Annotated in this window: 12 protein-coding genes; 5 read left to right on the forward strand and 7 right to left on the reverse strand. The window is 66.4% G+C overall.

The features are described 5' to 3' along the window. Nucleotides 1-59 precede the first annotated feature (59 nt). From MKW15_RS01435 to MKW15_RS01450, 4 genes are all read right to left on the reverse strand, one after another. Nucleotides 60-1,523: a CitMHS family transporter gene (locus tag MKW15_RS01435; RefSeq protein WP_240855370.1), complete on the reverse strand. Its 1,464-nt coding sequence runs from the start codon at nucleotides 1,521-1,523 to the stop codon at nucleotides 60-62. 274 nt (nucleotides 1,524-1,797) lie between these two features. Beyond that, nucleotides 1,798-3,006, reverse strand: coding sequence for a DNA polymerase IV (dinB, locus tag MKW15_RS01440; protein ID WP_240855374.1), 1,209 nt, complete (start codon nucleotides 3,004-3,006; stop codon nucleotides 1,798-1,800). Nucleotides 3,007-3,040: 34 nt separating this feature from the next. Further along, on the reverse strand, nucleotides 3,041-3,646 hold the full coding sequence (locus MKW15_RS01445; RefSeq protein ID WP_240855375.1) for a class I SAM-dependent methyltransferase: 606 nt from the start codon (nucleotides 3,644-3,646) through the stop codon (nucleotides 3,041-3,043). 189 nt (nucleotides 3,647-3,835) lie between these two features. Further along, on the reverse strand, nucleotides 3,836-4,984 hold the full coding sequence (locus MKW15_RS01450) for a MalY/PatB family protein (RefSeq protein ID WP_240855377.1): 1,149 nt from the start codon (nucleotides 4,982-4,984) through the stop codon (nucleotides 3,836-3,838). A gap of 92 nt (nucleotides 4,985-5,076) precedes the next feature. Here MKW15_RS01450 and MKW15_RS01455 point away from each other — a divergent pair, with 92 nt between their 5' ends. The 3 genes from MKW15_RS01455 (at nucleotide 5,077) to MKW15_RS01465 (ending at nucleotide 10,159) form a co-directional block, all read left to right on the forward strand. Beyond that, nucleotides 5,077-5,877, forward strand: coding sequence for an LLM class F420-dependent oxidoreductase (locus MKW15_RS01455; RefSeq protein WP_240855378.1), 801 nt, complete (start codon nucleotides 5,077-5,079; stop codon nucleotides 5,875-5,877). Nucleotides 5,878-5,919: 42 nt separating this feature from the next. Next, complete coding sequence (locus tag MKW15_RS01460; RefSeq protein ID WP_240855380.1) at nucleotides 5,920-7,947, forward strand: TPM domain-containing protein; 2,028 nt, start codon at nucleotides 5,920-5,922, stop codon at nucleotides 7,945-7,947. 139 nt (nucleotides 7,948-8,086) lie between these two features. After that, on the forward strand, nucleotides 8,087-10,159 hold the full coding sequence (locus MKW15_RS01465; protein ID WP_240855381.1) for a PhoX family protein: 2,073 nt from the start codon (nucleotides 8,087-8,089) through the stop codon (nucleotides 10,157-10,159). A gap of 45 nt (nucleotides 10,160-10,204) precedes the next feature. On the opposite strand, the gene MKW15_RS01470 is transcribed toward MKW15_RS01465, so the two are convergent. Next, nucleotides 10,205-10,429, reverse strand: coding sequence for a PLD nuclease N-terminal domain-containing protein (locus tag MKW15_RS01470; protein ID WP_240855382.1), 225 nt, complete (start codon nucleotides 10,427-10,429; stop codon nucleotides 10,205-10,207). A gap of 10 nt (nucleotides 10,430-10,439) precedes the next feature. Continuing rightward, the gene (locus tag MKW15_RS01475) at nucleotides 10,440-11,669 is read right to left on the reverse strand and encodes an ATP-binding protein (RefSeq protein WP_240855383.1); all 1,230 of its coding nucleotides are present in this window, start codon (nucleotides 11,667-11,669) and stop codon (nucleotides 10,440-10,442) included. A 153-nt stretch (nucleotides 11,670-11,822) separates the two neighbouring features. Between MKW15_RS01475 and MKW15_RS01480 the strand changes: the two genes are divergently transcribed. Continuing rightward, nucleotides 11,823-12,290, forward strand: a complete 468-nt coding sequence (locus MKW15_RS01480; protein ID WP_240855386.1) for a MarR family winged helix-turn-helix transcriptional regulator — start codon at nucleotides 11,823-11,825, stop codon at nucleotides 12,288-12,290. Between the two features lie 18 nt (nucleotides 12,291-12,308). Beyond that, nucleotides 12,309-13,589 carry an MFS transporter gene (locus MKW15_RS01485; protein ID WP_240855388.1) on the forward strand — a complete coding sequence of 427 codons (1,281 nt, stop codon included), beginning with the start codon at nucleotides 12,309-12,311 and terminating at the stop codon, nucleotides 13,587-13,589. 468 nt (nucleotides 13,590-14,057) lie between these two features. Here the strand turns inward: MKW15_RS01485 and MKW15_RS01490 are convergent, their stop codons facing one another. Beyond that, nucleotides 14,058-14,747, reverse strand: coding sequence for a helix-turn-helix domain-containing protein (locus tag MKW15_RS01490; protein ID WP_240855390.1), 690 nt, complete (start codon nucleotides 14,745-14,747; stop codon nucleotides 14,058-14,060). Nucleotides 14,748-14,765 lie beyond the last annotated feature (18 nt).

Consider the following 14,765-nt stretch of genomic DNA (forward strand, 5'->3'; position numbering starts at 1 on the left):
CCGGGTCGACGGGCCCTTCGAGGCTCGCTCCGCTCGCACCTCAGGGAGCGAGGCGGTGCTCAGAACGGGATCGCTCCGACCAGCGTTCCGACGACGAGCATCACGAGCGACACCGCCGTGGCCCGCCAGAGCACCTTCTTGTGGTGGTCGGCGAGCGTGACGCCGGCCAGTGCGACCAGCAGCAGGATGGCGGGGACCAGCGGACTCTGCATGTGCACGGGCTGCCCGGTGATGGAGGCGCGGGCCATCTCGGTGGGATCGATGCCGTACTTCGTCGCGGTCTCCGAGAGGACCGGCAGCACGCCGTAGTAGAAGGCGTCGTTGCTCATCAGGAAGGTGAGCGGGATGGACAGAACTCCGACGACGATGGCCATGTGCGGACCCATCCAGGCGGGGATGCCGTCGGCGAGCCAGTGCGCGATCGCGTCGACCATGCCCGTCCCGTTGAACACACCGGTGAGGACCGCCGCGGCCAACACCATCGCGACCACCGACACGATGCTCGAGCTGTGCCGCGTGATGGCCTCCTGCTGATCCTTCACGTGCGGGAAGTTCACTGCGAGGGCGATGCCGGCGAAGATCATGAACAGGACCGGGATGGCGACGACGTCCATGCCGAGGATCGCCAGCAGGGCGACGGTGAGTCCGGCGTTGATCCAGAACAGCTTGGGCCGCAGGGTCTTTCGGTTGGGATCGAGGACACCGGTGAAGGTGGTCTCGCCGTCGTCATTGTATTCCTCGATATGCAGGTCGCGAGTCGCGGGAGCATCGTCGGCATCGGGGGCGTCGCCGGTTCCGCCGATCGGGCGGCTGCGTCGACCCGAGTTCGGGGGTGTGGTGCCGGACCCGCCGGCTCCGACGAGCACCTCGTCGCGCTGCGGGGCGAGGATGGATTCGCGGATCTCGATCTTGCCGATGCGACGACGCTCCAGCACCCCGAGGTGATAGCTGAACAGCAGCACGACGACGAGCGCGGCACCCAGCGCGGGCAGCATCGGGATGAAGACGTCGTTGGTGTCGATGTTGAGGGCACTGGCGGCGCGGGCGGTCGGGCCGCCCCACGGCAGGATGTTCATCGTGCCGTTGGCCAGACCGGCCGTGACGGTGAGGACCACGGGGCTGACGCCGAGCTTCAGGTACAGCGGGAGCAGGGCCGCCGTGGTGATGATGAACGTGGTCGAGCCGTCACCGTCGAGGGAGACGACCATCGCGAGGACCGCGGTGCCGACGACGAGCCGGGCTGGGTCGTTGCGCACCATGCGGACCACGCCGCGGACGATCGGGTCGAACAACCCGACGTCGATCATGATGCCGAAGTAGATGATCGCGAAGAACAGCATCGCCGCGGTGGGCGCGAGATCTCCGATTCCGTCCTTGATCATGTCGCTGATGCTGAGACCGGCGCCGGCGAAGAGGCCGAACGCGACCGGAACGAGGATCAGCGCAACCACCGGGGTGGCCCGTTTGGTGATGATGAGGACCATGAAGGTGGCCACCATCAGGAGACCGAGTGCTACCAACATTGTCGTGCTCGATTCTGGCTGTGAGTTGTGGGGAACGGCCGTGTGAGGCCGTTGACATCGAAGTCAACGGGTAATCCACGTCACAGTCACGCTTGCGTGCGATAGACGCGTTTTGCGCTTTTCGCTCGCCATTCGACGCGGGAAGCGTGGGCACCACCGCCACCCCCCGTCGGATCTCTGTACGCCGCAGCCCAACCAATCGCACTGTGCACGTGGCTGGCCTGCCACGTACAGATTTCCGCAGCCCAGAGAACTGGTCACCAAGCTCTTCGGATCAGTCGGGCAGCATCGGTGCATCGTCACCGTGGTTTCGGCCGATGAGGACGGCCCGGGTGACCGAGTCGCGACCGAACCTGTCCCGAAGCTGATCCATCGTATTGTCGAGCGCCTCACCATGATCCGGCTCGAATGGCAGGGTGAGTTGGATGCTGTCGTGATCGTCGAGGTTGGTCAGCGAAAGGCCCACCAGGGTGCAGCCGCGGTCGCGGATGAGCGGCATCGCGTCGGCGAGCAGGCCACGCGCGGCGACCATGATGACGTCGGTGCGATCGGTGGCCTCGATGAGGGTGCGCGACCGGGTGGCGCGGGCGAAGTCGTCGAATCGGAGCCGTAGAACAACAGTGCGACACACCCTTTCGGCCGTACGCAACCGTTTGCCGAGACGCTCGACGATGGCGACGATGGTCGCCTCGAGATCGGATTCCGACTTGGGTCGACGACCGAGGGCGCGTTGCGACCCGATGGAACTGCGTCGTTTCCCGGTCTCCACGCGACGCGGATCCTGCGCCAACGACAGCGCGAACAGATGGCGCCCGGCGCCAGGCCCGACAATCGACCGCAGCGCACGCTCGCCGAGGCCCGCGATCTCGCCGACCGTCGTGACCCCCGCGTCGTGCAGCTTGGCCTCGGTCACCGGCCCGACACCCCACAGCCGACGCACCGGCAGCGGATGCAGAAACGACAGCTCGGTACCGGGTTCGACGATCAGCAGGCCGTCGGGTTTGCCCACCGCACTGGCCACCTTGGCGAGAAACTTCGACCGCGCACCTCCGACGGTGATCGGCAGCCCGACCTCGTCCCGGATGCGACGACGCAGTTCGGCTCCGATCTGGTCGGGGGTGCCGCTGATCCGCTTCAGGCCACCGACGTCGAGGAATGCCTCGTCGACCGAGATGCCCTCGACCACGGGCGTCGTGTCGCGGAAGATCTCGAAGACCGCCTTGCTGGCATCCATGTAGGCGTCGAACCGGGGGCGTACGACGATTGCCTTCGGGCACAGCGCCCGCGCTTCGTGGCCGGGCATTGGCGTGCGGACACCGAAGGCCTTGGCCTCATAGCTCGCGGCGAGCACCACTCCCCCGCCCACGATGACAGGCTTACCGCGGAGAGCCGGGTCGTCGCGCTGCTCCACGGATGCGTAGAAGGAGTCGAGATCGGCATGCAGGATCGAGGCGTCGTCCCGGGACTTACGCTCGATTCGCATAGAACATATGTTCGCACGGCCCTACGACAGACGTCTATGCCGTGCGACGCGCGCGGAGCACCACGTCATGGGTGTGGTGACCGCCGCCGGCTGCTCGACCACGCTCGCGGGTCTCGTCGACGAGCACCTCCCACCCTTCATCGAGCAGCTTCCGGAAGTCGGCGGGCTGCACATACTCGTCGGGGTTGTATCCGTGGGCACGGACGCCGTCGGGTGCGTGGGCGACCACCAGGAGCGTGCCGCCGACACCCACCGCGGCGACCAGCTTGCGGGCCACATGGGCATTCTCGGCGGTGATCGGAAAGTAGTGCAGCGCAACCAGTCCGAAGTCGACGCCGGGGACATCATCGGTGCGGAGGTCGGCCTGAATCCAGGTGATCGCCGGACGCGGATAGATCTCCAGGGCACGGTCGATGGCCACCTGCGAGATGTCGAGCGCGGTGACCTGCCAGCCGCGATCGGCGAGCCAGCGGGCGTCGGCACCCTCGCCGGATCCGACGTCGAGTGCAGTGCCGGCAGGTAGATCAGCGGCCTCGGCGATGAGCGCCGGGTTGACGTCGGCGGTCCATAGACGGTCGGCGTTGCGGTAACGCGCATCCCATTCGGCAGCGCTGTGGTCATCGGTTTGCGGTGTGCTCATGAATTCGACTGTGTCACGGAATCTCTGGCAGATCGATAGTGGTTGCGAGGATGGCAAGAACTGGTCGCAGAAACCGCAGGTGCGCATCGACCGCTGAGATCTGCTCGCGTGTCTCCCATCTGCGCGTGATGCATTGCGAGCGGATGAGAGAAACGCGAGCGCCTGTGGGTGCGCCGGCGCGACTTCAGATCAGAGGACGCTGGCCATCCGGGCGATCGCGGCGCGCAGCATCTCCGGCGAGCACCCGATGTTGAGTCGTGCGAACCCCTTTCCGGCATCACCGAATGCGGGCCCGCGATGTAGCGCGACGCGACCGCGCTCGAGGATCGGTTCGGCCGGGTCGTCGCCGAGTCCGGTGGCACGGAAGTCGAGCCACGCCAGATACGACGCAGACGGTCGATGCAGCACGACGCCGGGCATCTGGTCGGCCAGGAGTTCCTCGAGCAGATCAACGTTGTCGACGATGCGGGTGATGGTGTCGTCGAGCCAGCGATCGCCGGACGAGAACGCGGCATCGGTTGCAGCTCGGCCCAGAATGCTTGTGCGATAACGAACTTCCTCGGGTTGCCGGGCGATCAGGGCGCGCATCTCGTCGGATGCGACCACCGACATCGCGCATTTGACTCCGGCGATGTTGAACGCCTTGCTTGCCGAGTGCGCCGCGATCCCGACACGGCGGGCGGTGTCGGAGACGTCGAGGAACGGCACGAACTCGATGCCCGGGTGCACCAGGGGTGCGTGGATCTCGTCGCTGATGACCACCGCGTCGTGCTTCGCGGCGATCTCGGCAATGCGGTACAACGTCGCTGGGGAATGGACGAGACCGAGCGGATTGTGCGGGTGACACAGCAGGATCGCGCGGGCACCGGCGTGCAGCGCGGCCTCGATGCCGGGCAGATCCACAGCCCACCGCGCGCCGTCGAAGCTCAGCGGCACCTCGACCACGCGCCCGCCCGCCTCTGGCACGACCTCGAAGAACGGCGGGTAGATCGGCGGCATCACGATCACGCCGTCGCCGGGATCGATCGCCACTCGCAACGCCTCGACGAGGACGACGCTGACGTCGGTGGTCAGTGAGACGTCGACCGGATCGACCTGCCATCCCCACCGGCGTTCGGCGAAGCCGGCGAAAGTCGTTCCCGTGCTGCCGGAGTCACCGGCGTAGCCGAGGTCGGAGGCGCGCACCTGGGCGATGATCGCGTCGGCGACGACGGGCGCGAGTTCGAAATCCATCTCCGCGATGAACATCGGGAGTACGTCGTCGGGGTATGCGGTCCATTTGACCGATGTGCGCTTGCGGAGAGCGTCGAGCTCGGGGATGACCGGTGAATCACTCACGGCGTCCTTGCTACCGGATCCAGAGTCGCTGCACAGCCCCGGTCAACGAATCGGACATCGACGCCGAGCGGATCTGCGGGCAGACTGGCGACATGAGCTCCCGCGACTTTCCTCTCCGCATCGGCGTCCAACTCCAGCCCCAGCAAGCTCCCGAATACAAGCTGATCCGCGACGCGGTGCGTCGGGCCGAGGACACCGGCGTCGACGTCGCCTTCAACTGGGACCACTTCTTCCCGCTGTACGGCGACCCCGACGGCGCGCACTTCGAATGCTGGACGATGCTCGGGGCGTGGGCGGAGCAGACGTCGAATGTCGAGATCGGCGCGCTCGTGACCTGCAACTCCTACCGCAATCCGGAGTTGCTGGCCGACATGGCCCGCACCGTCGACCACATCAGCGACGGGCGGCTGATCCTCGGCATCGGCTCGGGTTGGTTCGAGCGCGACTACGACGAGTACGGGTACGAGTTCGGGACGGCGGGCAGCCGCCTCGACGACCTCGGGCGCGCGCTGCCACGAATCGCCGACCGACTCGGCAAGCTGAACCCGAAACCCACCCGCGACATCCCCGTCCTCATCGGCGGTGGCGGCGAGAAGAAGACGCTGCGCCACGTCGCCGAGCACGCCGACATCTGGCACTACTTCGTCGACGAGGAGGCCTACCGGCGCAAGTCCGCCATCCTCGACGAGCATTGCGCGGCCGTTGGTCGTGACCCGGCCACCATCGAACACTCGGCGGCGGTCGAGGCGCGCGGCGGATCGATCGACGCCGCCCTGCGCGAGGCGGACGCTCTGCGCGACGCCGGAGTCACGCTGATCACCGTCGGTGTCGGCGGTCCCGACTACGACCTCAGCACCCTCGACGCCGTGTGCCGCTGGCGCGACGCGAACTGATCCTGCTTCGGCCGGCTGGCAGAGCCGACTAGGTTTGTGATCATGCATGTCGTACGGACGTCGTCGCACCTGATTGCCGGCGTGGGGGTCGCGCTCGCGCTGCTCGCCGCGTTCTTCCTCGGGAGCGGGCGGTCGAATGCCGAGGCGCCGGTGAACATGTCGACGCACGTGGTCGACTCCGCGGGGGTGCTGACCTCGGCGCAGCGCGCACAACTCGACGAGCGGATCAACCGGCTCTATGCCGATCGGGGCGTCCAGCTGTGGGTGGTCTACGTTCGCGACTTCAACGGGCTCAACCCCGAGCAGTGGGGCAACCGCACCGCGACATCGAGCGGGCTCGGCGACCACGACGTGCTGTTGTCGGTGGCAACCGAATACCAGTCCTACGACCTGTTCCCCATCGATCCCAACGCGGTGAACCTCGACCAGTCGGATCTTGACACCATCGCGTCCGACGACGTGGTGCCCGCCCTGAAGCGCGGCGACTGGGCGGGCGCCGGTCTCGGCGCGGCCAATGGCATCGACACCGCGTTGGAACCGTCGTACACGGGCTGGATCATCGCGGGTGCGCTGGGCGGAGCCGCGGTGGTGGGCGGCGGGGGTGCGCTCGCCTACCGTCGACGGCGTGATCGTCGTCGAATCTCTGACGACCTGTCGCATCTGCGCGACAACGAGCTGACCGCCGACCAACTCGCCGCCCAGCCACTCGACGTGCTCGACCCGTGGTCGCGGGAGGTGCTCACCGACACCGACAACGCGATCCGCACCAGCGCCGAGGAGTTGCAGCTCGCGGTCGGCGAGTTCGGCGAGGCGCAGTGCGCCCCGTTCACCAGCGCGCTCGACCGAGCCCGCAAAGGCCTCGCCGATTCGTTCTCTCTGCGTCAGCGGCTCGACGACAACGTGCCCGAGACCGCCGACGAGCGACGGTCGATGCTGGTCCAGATCATCACCACATGCACCGACGTCGACAACGCACTCGACGCGCAGGTCGCCGAGTTCGACGCCATGCGCAATCTCCTGATCAACGCCGACGCGCGCTTCGACCAGATCACGCAGCGGATCGTCGCACTGCAAGCGCGCCTCGACGGATCGCGTCAGCGGCTCGACGGCCTCATCGCCAAGCATGGGGAGAACACCCTCGCCTCGATCCGGCACAACGTCGACCTGGCGGCCGAGCAGATCACCTTCGCCGAGGCCAGTGCCGACCAGGGCCGGGCGGCCATCGCCCAGCCGGCGGGTGAGCAGGGGCCGGCGGTCGCCGACATCCGGTCCGCCGAAGGGGCCATCGAACAGGCCGGCCAACTGCTCGACGCGATCGATCACGCCGACGCCAACATCGCCGCAGCCCATTCGCGGATGCCCGCGCTCATCGCGGAGGTGGAGGGTGAACTCGCCGAGGCGGCTGCCCTGACGTCCGACGGTGGACCGGCGCTCGCGACGGCGGTGGCCGCGGCACAGCTTGCGCTGCAGGCGGCGCGGGACAACTTCGACACCGACCCGTTGGGGGTGTTCACCGCGCTCGTCGACGCCGACGCCGACCTCGACGACGCGCTTGCCGCCGCCCGCGACGCCTCGGCCGAGCGGATTCGACGCACCCAAGTGGTCAGCGCCGCAATCGAATCCGCACAAGCCAAGGTGTCGACGGCCGCCGACTTCATCGGGACCCGACGCGGAGCTGTGCAGTCCACCGCGCGCACTCGCCTCGCCGAGGCAGAGCGTCTGCTGGCCACCGCACAGGAGTCGGCGAGCACCGATCCGCTCGCGGCGGCCGACGCGGCCCGGCGGTCGGGTGCCCTCGCCGACCAGGCTTTGATGGCCGCGCAGGGCGACGTGGTGAGCTGGCAGAACACGCAGACGCCCCGCTCCGATGGCGCATCGACGGCGGGCGCGGTACTCGGCGGCATCCTCGTCGACAGCTTCCTGCGCGGCAGCATGGGCGGCCGCGGACGCGGCTACGGGGGCGGATTCGGCGGGGGTTTCGGGGGCGGATTCGGAGCCGGTGGTCGGAGCCCGGGGTCCTTCGGTGGCTCGAGCAGTTCGGGTCGGATCGGAGTGGGCGGTCGATTCTGATTGTCGGCCACCGCTTGTCCGTTTTGTTCGCCTTCCGTTCACCGCAGGGTGTCCGGGACGTTCCTTCGCGCACCTAACGTCGAATCCGGTTCTCCAACATCCCCGGAGACTGTCCCACGCAAATCGGGGAGGATTCCGCGTGCGTATTCCGTTGCAACTGTTCACCAATGGTGGTGCCGAGGTCGGCCGGTCGGCCCGTGCTCGCGTGACGTGCCGGTACAAGTGCGGCAGCGCCTGCTGGCATGAGCCCGGAAATAGCAGCGACAACAACTACTTTCGCGACATCGCGCGTACCGGTGTGTCTCGACGGACGGTGCTCCGTTCGACCGCGGGTGCGGCCGTTGCAGTGGGCGCTTCGTCGGTGCTCGCCGCATGTGGCGACTCTTCGGAGTCCGCCGCCCCAAACTCCGGCGCATCGCCGTCCGGCATGAACTTCACCGCGGTGCCGCCCAATACCGAAGACACACTGGTGATTCCCGACGGATACCGGCAGCAGGTGGTGATCCGCTGGGGCGATCCGGTGCTGCCCGGTGCGCCTGCATTCGACTTCGGTGCGCAGACCCCGCAAGCGCAGGCAATGCAGTTCGGGTACAACAACGACTTCGCCGGCCTCATCCCGGTCGACGGTGTGAGCAACCACTTCTACCTGGTATGCAACCAGGAGTACACCTCCGAAGAGTTCATGTTCACCGGCTACGTCCCCAAGCAGCCCACCGAGGATCAGGCACGCATCGCGATGGCCGCGCATGGCATCACGGTGCTGGAGGTGAGCGCCACGCCCGGCGTAGGATCTCTCGATCCGGTTGTCGGAGAACGTAACCGCCGGATCACGGCGTCGACGCCGTTCCAGCTCACCGGCCCGGCCGCGGGCAGCGAGTTCGTGCGCACTTCAGCCGACCCCGCGGGTACCACCATCCTCGGCACCATCGCCAACTGCTCCGGCGGGCTCACCCCGTGGGGCACCATGCTCTCCGGCGAGGAGAACTTCAACAACTACTTCTCCAACGCGAGCAAGGTCACCGACAAGACGGCGAGCGAGAACCTCGATCGCTACAGCTTCGACGACGACGCCGACGAGCACCAGTGGGGCCGATACGAGAAGCGATTCGATCTGGCCCAGGAGCCCAACGAGGCCAACCGATTCGGATACGTCGTCGAGGTCGATCCGCACGACCCGGCGTCGACGCCGATCAAGCACAGCGCCCTCGGCAGGCTCAAACATGAGTCCGCGACCATCCACGTCGTGTCGAGGGGCCCGGAAGCCGGGACCGTGGTCGCCTACAGCGGCGACGACGAACGGTTCGAGTACATCTACAAATTCGTGTCGACGCGGCGGATGAAGACCGGACTGTCGAAGGCCGCGCGGGCACACAATGCGGGAATCCTCGACGAGGGCACCCTGTACGTCGCCACGTTCACCGGCAACGACCCCGGTGCCATCGACGGCAGCGGAAAGCTACCGCCCTCAGGCACATTCGCCGGTTCGGGCAGTTGGAAGCCGCTACTCACCGTTCGGCCCGACGGCAGCGCCCAATCACACATCGAGGGGATGTCGCCGGAGGAGGTCGCGGTGTTCACCCGGGTCGCCGCCGACCGCGCCGGTGCCACCAAGATGGATCGGCCCGAAGACATCGAGCCGCATCCGATCACCGGAAAGGTGTACTGCGCGCTCACCAACAACTCCAAGCGCGGCACCGACGGCGAGGCCGCCGCCGACACCGCAAACCCGCGCAACGAGAACAAGAACGGTCAGATCATCGAGATCACCGACAACCACACCGGCACCGACTTCACCTGGGACCTGCTGCTGGTCTGCGGCGATCCGGCCGAGGCAGACACCTACTTCGCCGGCTTCGACAAGACTCAGGTCAGTCCGATCTCGTGCCCGGACAACGTGGCCTTCGACCCGCACGGCAACCTCTGGATCTCCACCGACGGCAACGCGCTCGACAGCAACGACGGTCTGTTCGCCGTCGCACTCGACGGCGAACACCGCGGGCAGACAAAGCAATTCCTGACCGTGCCGAAGGGCGCGGAGACCTGCGGACCGATCATCGGCACCGACCGCGTCATCGTGTGCGTGCAGCACCCCGGCGAGGAGGACGACCACTCGGCCGACAACCCGGCGTCGAACTGGCCCGACGGCGGCAACGCCCAACCCCGTCCGGCCGTCGTCGCGGTATGGCGGGACGCGGGCCCGATCGGGGTGTAGCCCCGCTCTCGTTGACCGTGCGTCGAAAATCGTTGATCGTGCGCGTCAGTCGGCCTTGCGGCCGGTGACGAAGTAGGCAATCGGGCCGAAGAAGTTCACGAAGCTCAACGCCACCCACTTGCGCTTGCCGCCGTTGATCTCCGACGCCGGGCGGCGGGCGATGTCCACCAGAGCGGCCACCTGCAATCCGATCTGTACGACCGTGCCGATCCGAATCAGTGCCTGTGACCGCGGGGAGAGATCGTTGAATCGCTTCTTGGGACTTCTCACGTTTGCCAGATTACTCTGACGTCCCTGAACCATCGTCGCGTCGGCCGCGGCGTCTGGTCGTGGGGACTTCGAGATGTGGGATCGCGCGCCTCAAGAACCCATCGAAGTTCGGCACTGTGAAAGCTGCATAGCCGTGACTGGGCGTAAAGAGGAGGCCCATGTTGATGAGCTCGGCCCGCGTCGGCCCCAGCTGAGTCGACTCGCGACCCATGCTGCGTGCGACGTCACCGGCTTTGTGTGGCTCGGGACCCAACTCCGCCATTGCCCGCATGTAGGCGGTCTGCAGCGCGGTGGCGCGGTCGAGTCGGACGCGGAAGAAGGAGGAGTCAAGTTTGGCGTCGTACGCTTCGCGCGCGACCTCCACATCCTCGCGCGAGATGGATTCGCCTTCGGCGACCTCCCAAGCCTGGTATCCCAACTCCTGCAAGAAGTACGGATAGCCTTGCGTGATCTGCACAGCCAGCTCAAGGGCGGCGTGTTCGAAAGTCACCCCCTCCTGCTCGGCGGCGCCCGCCAGCGCACGATGCGCAGCTGACTCGTCGAGTGAACCGATGACCGGAAAAGTGAAGAGGCGCTCCGCATACGACTTGGCGTCACCGGCGAGCTCCGCGATTTGCGGTAACCCCGCGCCCACGAACGTGATTGGCAACTTTCGCTGGACGGTCTTGTGAATTCCCTGGATCACAGCCTCCAACTGGGTCTTTCGCAAGAACTGAACCTCGTCCACCAGAATCACGATGCCTCGACCAGCCTCACCGGCCACCTCGCCGAGAGTGACCAAGACGTCGGTGAGGTCCATGGACAAGTTCCCGTGGTCTGCCAGTCCATCCTCGACAGCGACATCCCACGAAACAGACAATCCAGCCGCCGACACGCTGAAGGACGACAGTGCGGACGCCGCCCGATGCGCTCTGTCAGTCCATCGTTGTCTCGGGGAGATCTGGAGGAGGGCTGCGCGCAACACAGAGAAGAGCGTGCCTCGAAAGTGCGCGTCGTCGTTTCTGCTGGCTTCGAACTCAGCCACTTGCCAACGAGACTCACGCGCCCGCTCGGCGAAGAGATTGAGCACCACAGTCTTGCCCACGCCGCGCAGGCCGGTGATGATCATCGACTGCTCAGTTCGCCCCCGCGATAGCCGAGCACGGAGTACTTCAAAGGTTGAAACGAGTTCATCGCGGCCAGCCACAACCTCCGGCTCAGCGCCTGCGTTCGGTGTGTAGGGATTGCGAAGTCGGTCCACGGACCGACTTCATCAAGAGCTAGCCGAGTTTATCCGCAGATAATAAAGCGTCCTAATATTCCTAAGGCCGGCGATCGCGCCCAACACCGCGCGTGCCCAAGGTCACAACGGTCCGACTTTTACTTCGTATCCCTAAGTATTAGGCTTACGAATGTGTCTGATGTCGAACCCTCCGCCCTGGCGGCCGCCCTGCGGCCGACGCTGACGCGGCTCTACCTGGCACTTCGACGCCACACGCCGATCCGTGAGTACACGGCGGCGCAGGCGTCGGCACTGTCCGTACTGCTCGACCACGGTCCGATGCGGATGGGCGAACTCGCCGACCGCGAGTCCATCCGCATGCCGACGGCCACCGCCCTCATCGACGGTCTGGCTCGGAACGGCCTCGTCGAACGTCATGCGGATCCCGAGGATCGGCGGGCCGTCCTGGTCGGGCTGACCGACCACGGCGTCGACGTTCTCGACCGGGTTCGCGGACAACGCGACAGCATTCTGACCGAAGCAGTGGCACAACTGAGCGACGCCGATCGCGCAGCACTCGACGCCGCCGCACCAGCGTTGGAGCGTCTGCGCGAGCAACTCGAAATCCAGCCGGCCCGCGCCGACGCACCCACCGATTGATCACGCGAGGAATCACCTATGACAGTCACCGAGAATCGGCCAGCTTCTTCGGAAGTAGCCGACCATCAAGAACATTCGCTCATCGAGGCGTTCCGCGGACAGCCCCGCACGGTCTGGGTGACGGCCTTCGCCGCAGTCATCGCGTTCATGGGCATCGGTCTCGTGGATCCCATCCTCAACAGCATCGCCGAGGCGCTCAATGCGCCGCCGGAGAAGCTGACCCTGCTGTTCGGCGTGTACGTCGGCGTGCAGTGTGTCGCCATGCTGCTGACCGGTTGGGCCGCTTATCGTTTCGGCCCCAAGCGGACCCTCACCGTCGGCCTTGCCTTCATCGTCGTGGCGGCCGGGATCTCGGCCTTCGCCAGCGGCATCGACCAACTCATCGCCTACCGCGTCCTCTGGGGACTCGGCAATGCCCTGTTCATCGCGACCGCACTCGCGTTCATCGTGACCGCTGCCAAGGGCAGCCAGCACGGCGCGATCATGCTGTATGAAGCCGCGCTTGGCGTCGGTCTGGCAATCGGCCCGCTGCTGGGAGCCGTTCTGGGTGAATGGACGTGGCGCGCACCGTTCGCCGGGACCGCAATCCTGATGCTGATCGGCGCCATCCTGTGTGCGGTCATGCTGCCCACCGACGGACCGCGCACCGAGCGAGTCCCGGTCCGGATCGTCGACCCGCTGAAGGCGCTGCGCAACCGCACCCTGCTCATCACCTCGATCGGCTCGGCGTTCTACACCGGCGCTCTGTTCACCGTCATCGCCTGGGCACCCATCGCCATGGGACTGCGGCCGATCTACGCCGGCCTGGTGTTCTTCGGCTGGGGTCTGCTGACCGCCCTCGCGGGTGTCTTCGTCGCACCGTGGCTCGCGCAGCGGATCGGGCAGAAAGGTGGCGTCATCACCGCCATCGCGACCTACGCGGTGGTCATGGCGCTCGCCGGCATCGGCACCCTCGACGATCAGGTCTGGCTCATCGGGCTCGCGGTCATCATCTCCGGCATCCCGTCGGGCGTGCTCAACACGCTGTTCACCGGCGTCGCGATGTCGGCGAACGGTCCGGAAACCCCACGCTCGGTGTCGAGCGCCGGTTACAGCTTCCTGCGCTGGATGGGTGCCGCCGTGGCCGCCGTCCTGGTCGCGCACCTCGCCGAATGGTTCGGATCGCATGCCGCACCGTGGTGGTTCGCCGCGGCCTACTGCGTGGTCGCCGTCTGTGCCGTGTCGTTCGTCGGCGGACGCAAGGCGGTCGGCAAGACGGTCGATGAGGACGCCGCGCTCATCGGTGCCGAGGAGTACTAGTGAGCCGCCGGGCCACTGAAAGTATGGGAAGGTTCTTCCCCTACTTTCGTCCCCGGCTTGTTGAGTCGTCCGTGAGAAATTTCGCGGGGAAGACTCCAGGGGTAGGGGACGAGTTTCTTCCCCTAGTTTCTTGCGGTGCGACGGCTGGAGTGACCGAGCACGCCAGGTGTCGAGGCCGAGCAGCCAACGTCGTGGCAGAAGGTGTCGCGTATGGGGCACCTTCTGCTACAACGTTTCTCCTGACCCGTCGGGGTGTCCTCTGTCGCGCGCCGACGGACACTTCCCGCTTCCACGATCGCCGACGATGTCGGAGACCACTGGGTCGCGGACACGTTTGTCTCACCGGATTTCGATACGGCTCGACCTCGGGGGCTCGCCTACTCAATCACCAGGACGCCCCTCGACAAGGGCTCACCTACTCGATCAGCAGACGGAGATCCCGACGAGCCAGCGGTAGGCGCCGAGAGGTCAGATGGCCGAGTCGGGGAAGGCGATCACCGAGAGGAAACGGCACGGCAGTTCGACCAACTCGACCGGACCGTGCGCGCCTTCCCCGTCGAGCTGGAGCGCGTCGCCCGGCCGCATTCGGTACACCGAGCGGCTGTGGGCGTAGTCCATCGACCCCTCGAGCATGTAGATGAACTCGGTGCCCGGATGCTGGAACAGCGGCTGGGTCACCGACTTCTCGGTCAGCGTCACCAGCAGGCATTCCAGGCGCTTGTGCTCACCGCGCAGCGACCCGAGCAGCTCGTACTCGTGGCCCTCACGGGAGCCCTCGCGAATGATCTGGGAGCCTTCGTTCGCCTTGACGAACACCGCCGAACGTTCCAGGTCGGCGCCACGGAACAACGACGTGACCGAGACGTCGAACCCGTGGGATAGACGAGCGAGAGTACTCAGACTGCACGACGTCTGAGCATTCTCGATCTTCGACAGCATCGCCTTGGAGATGCCGACCTTGGCCGCCATGTCGCCGACCGACAACCCCTCCTGCTGACGGAGCCTGCGCACGTTGCGCGCAATCGCGGCCTCGAGTTCCAGTTCCTCGACGGGCTGGTCGACGGGGCGTTCTCGCGCGGTTCCGGATTGATTCCGGATCAGGGGCTCGTCCACCACGCCAGGATAGTGACGCCCGGCGTCCACTGTCAGGAGACACACGGTAAGACTCCCGTCACG

The organism is Gordonia gummivorans (assembly GCF_022513585.1).
Lineage (GTDB): Bacteria > Actinomycetota > Actinomycetes > Mycobacteriales > Mycobacteriaceae > Gordonia.

What these genes read in the sequence shown, in the direction of transcription:
- MKW15_RS01455 (WP_240855378.1), top strand. Translation starts at nt 5,077, where the DNA reads ATGAGCTCCCGCGACTTTCCTCTCCGCATCGGCGTCCAACTCCAGCCC.
- MKW15_RS01435 (WP_240855370.1), bottom strand. Translation starts at nt 1,523, where the DNA reads ATGTTGGTAGCACTCGGTCTCCTGATGGTGGCCACCTTCATGGTCCTC.
- MKW15_RS01485 (WP_240855388.1), top strand. Translation starts at nt 12,309, where the DNA reads ATGACAGTCACCGAGAATCGGCCAGCTTCTTCGGAAGTAGCCGACCAT.
- dinB (WP_240855374.1), bottom strand. Translation starts at nt 3,006, where the DNA reads ATGCGAATCGAGCGTAAGTCCCGGGACGACGCCTCGATCCTGCATGCC.
- MKW15_RS01460 (WP_240855380.1), top strand. Translation starts at nt 5,920, where the DNA reads ATGCATGTCGTACGGACGTCGTCGCACCTGATTGCCGGCGTGGGGGTC.
- MKW15_RS01445 (WP_240855375.1), bottom strand. Translation starts at nt 3,646, where the DNA reads ATGAGCACACCGCAAACCGATGACCACAGCGCTGCCGAATGGGATGCG.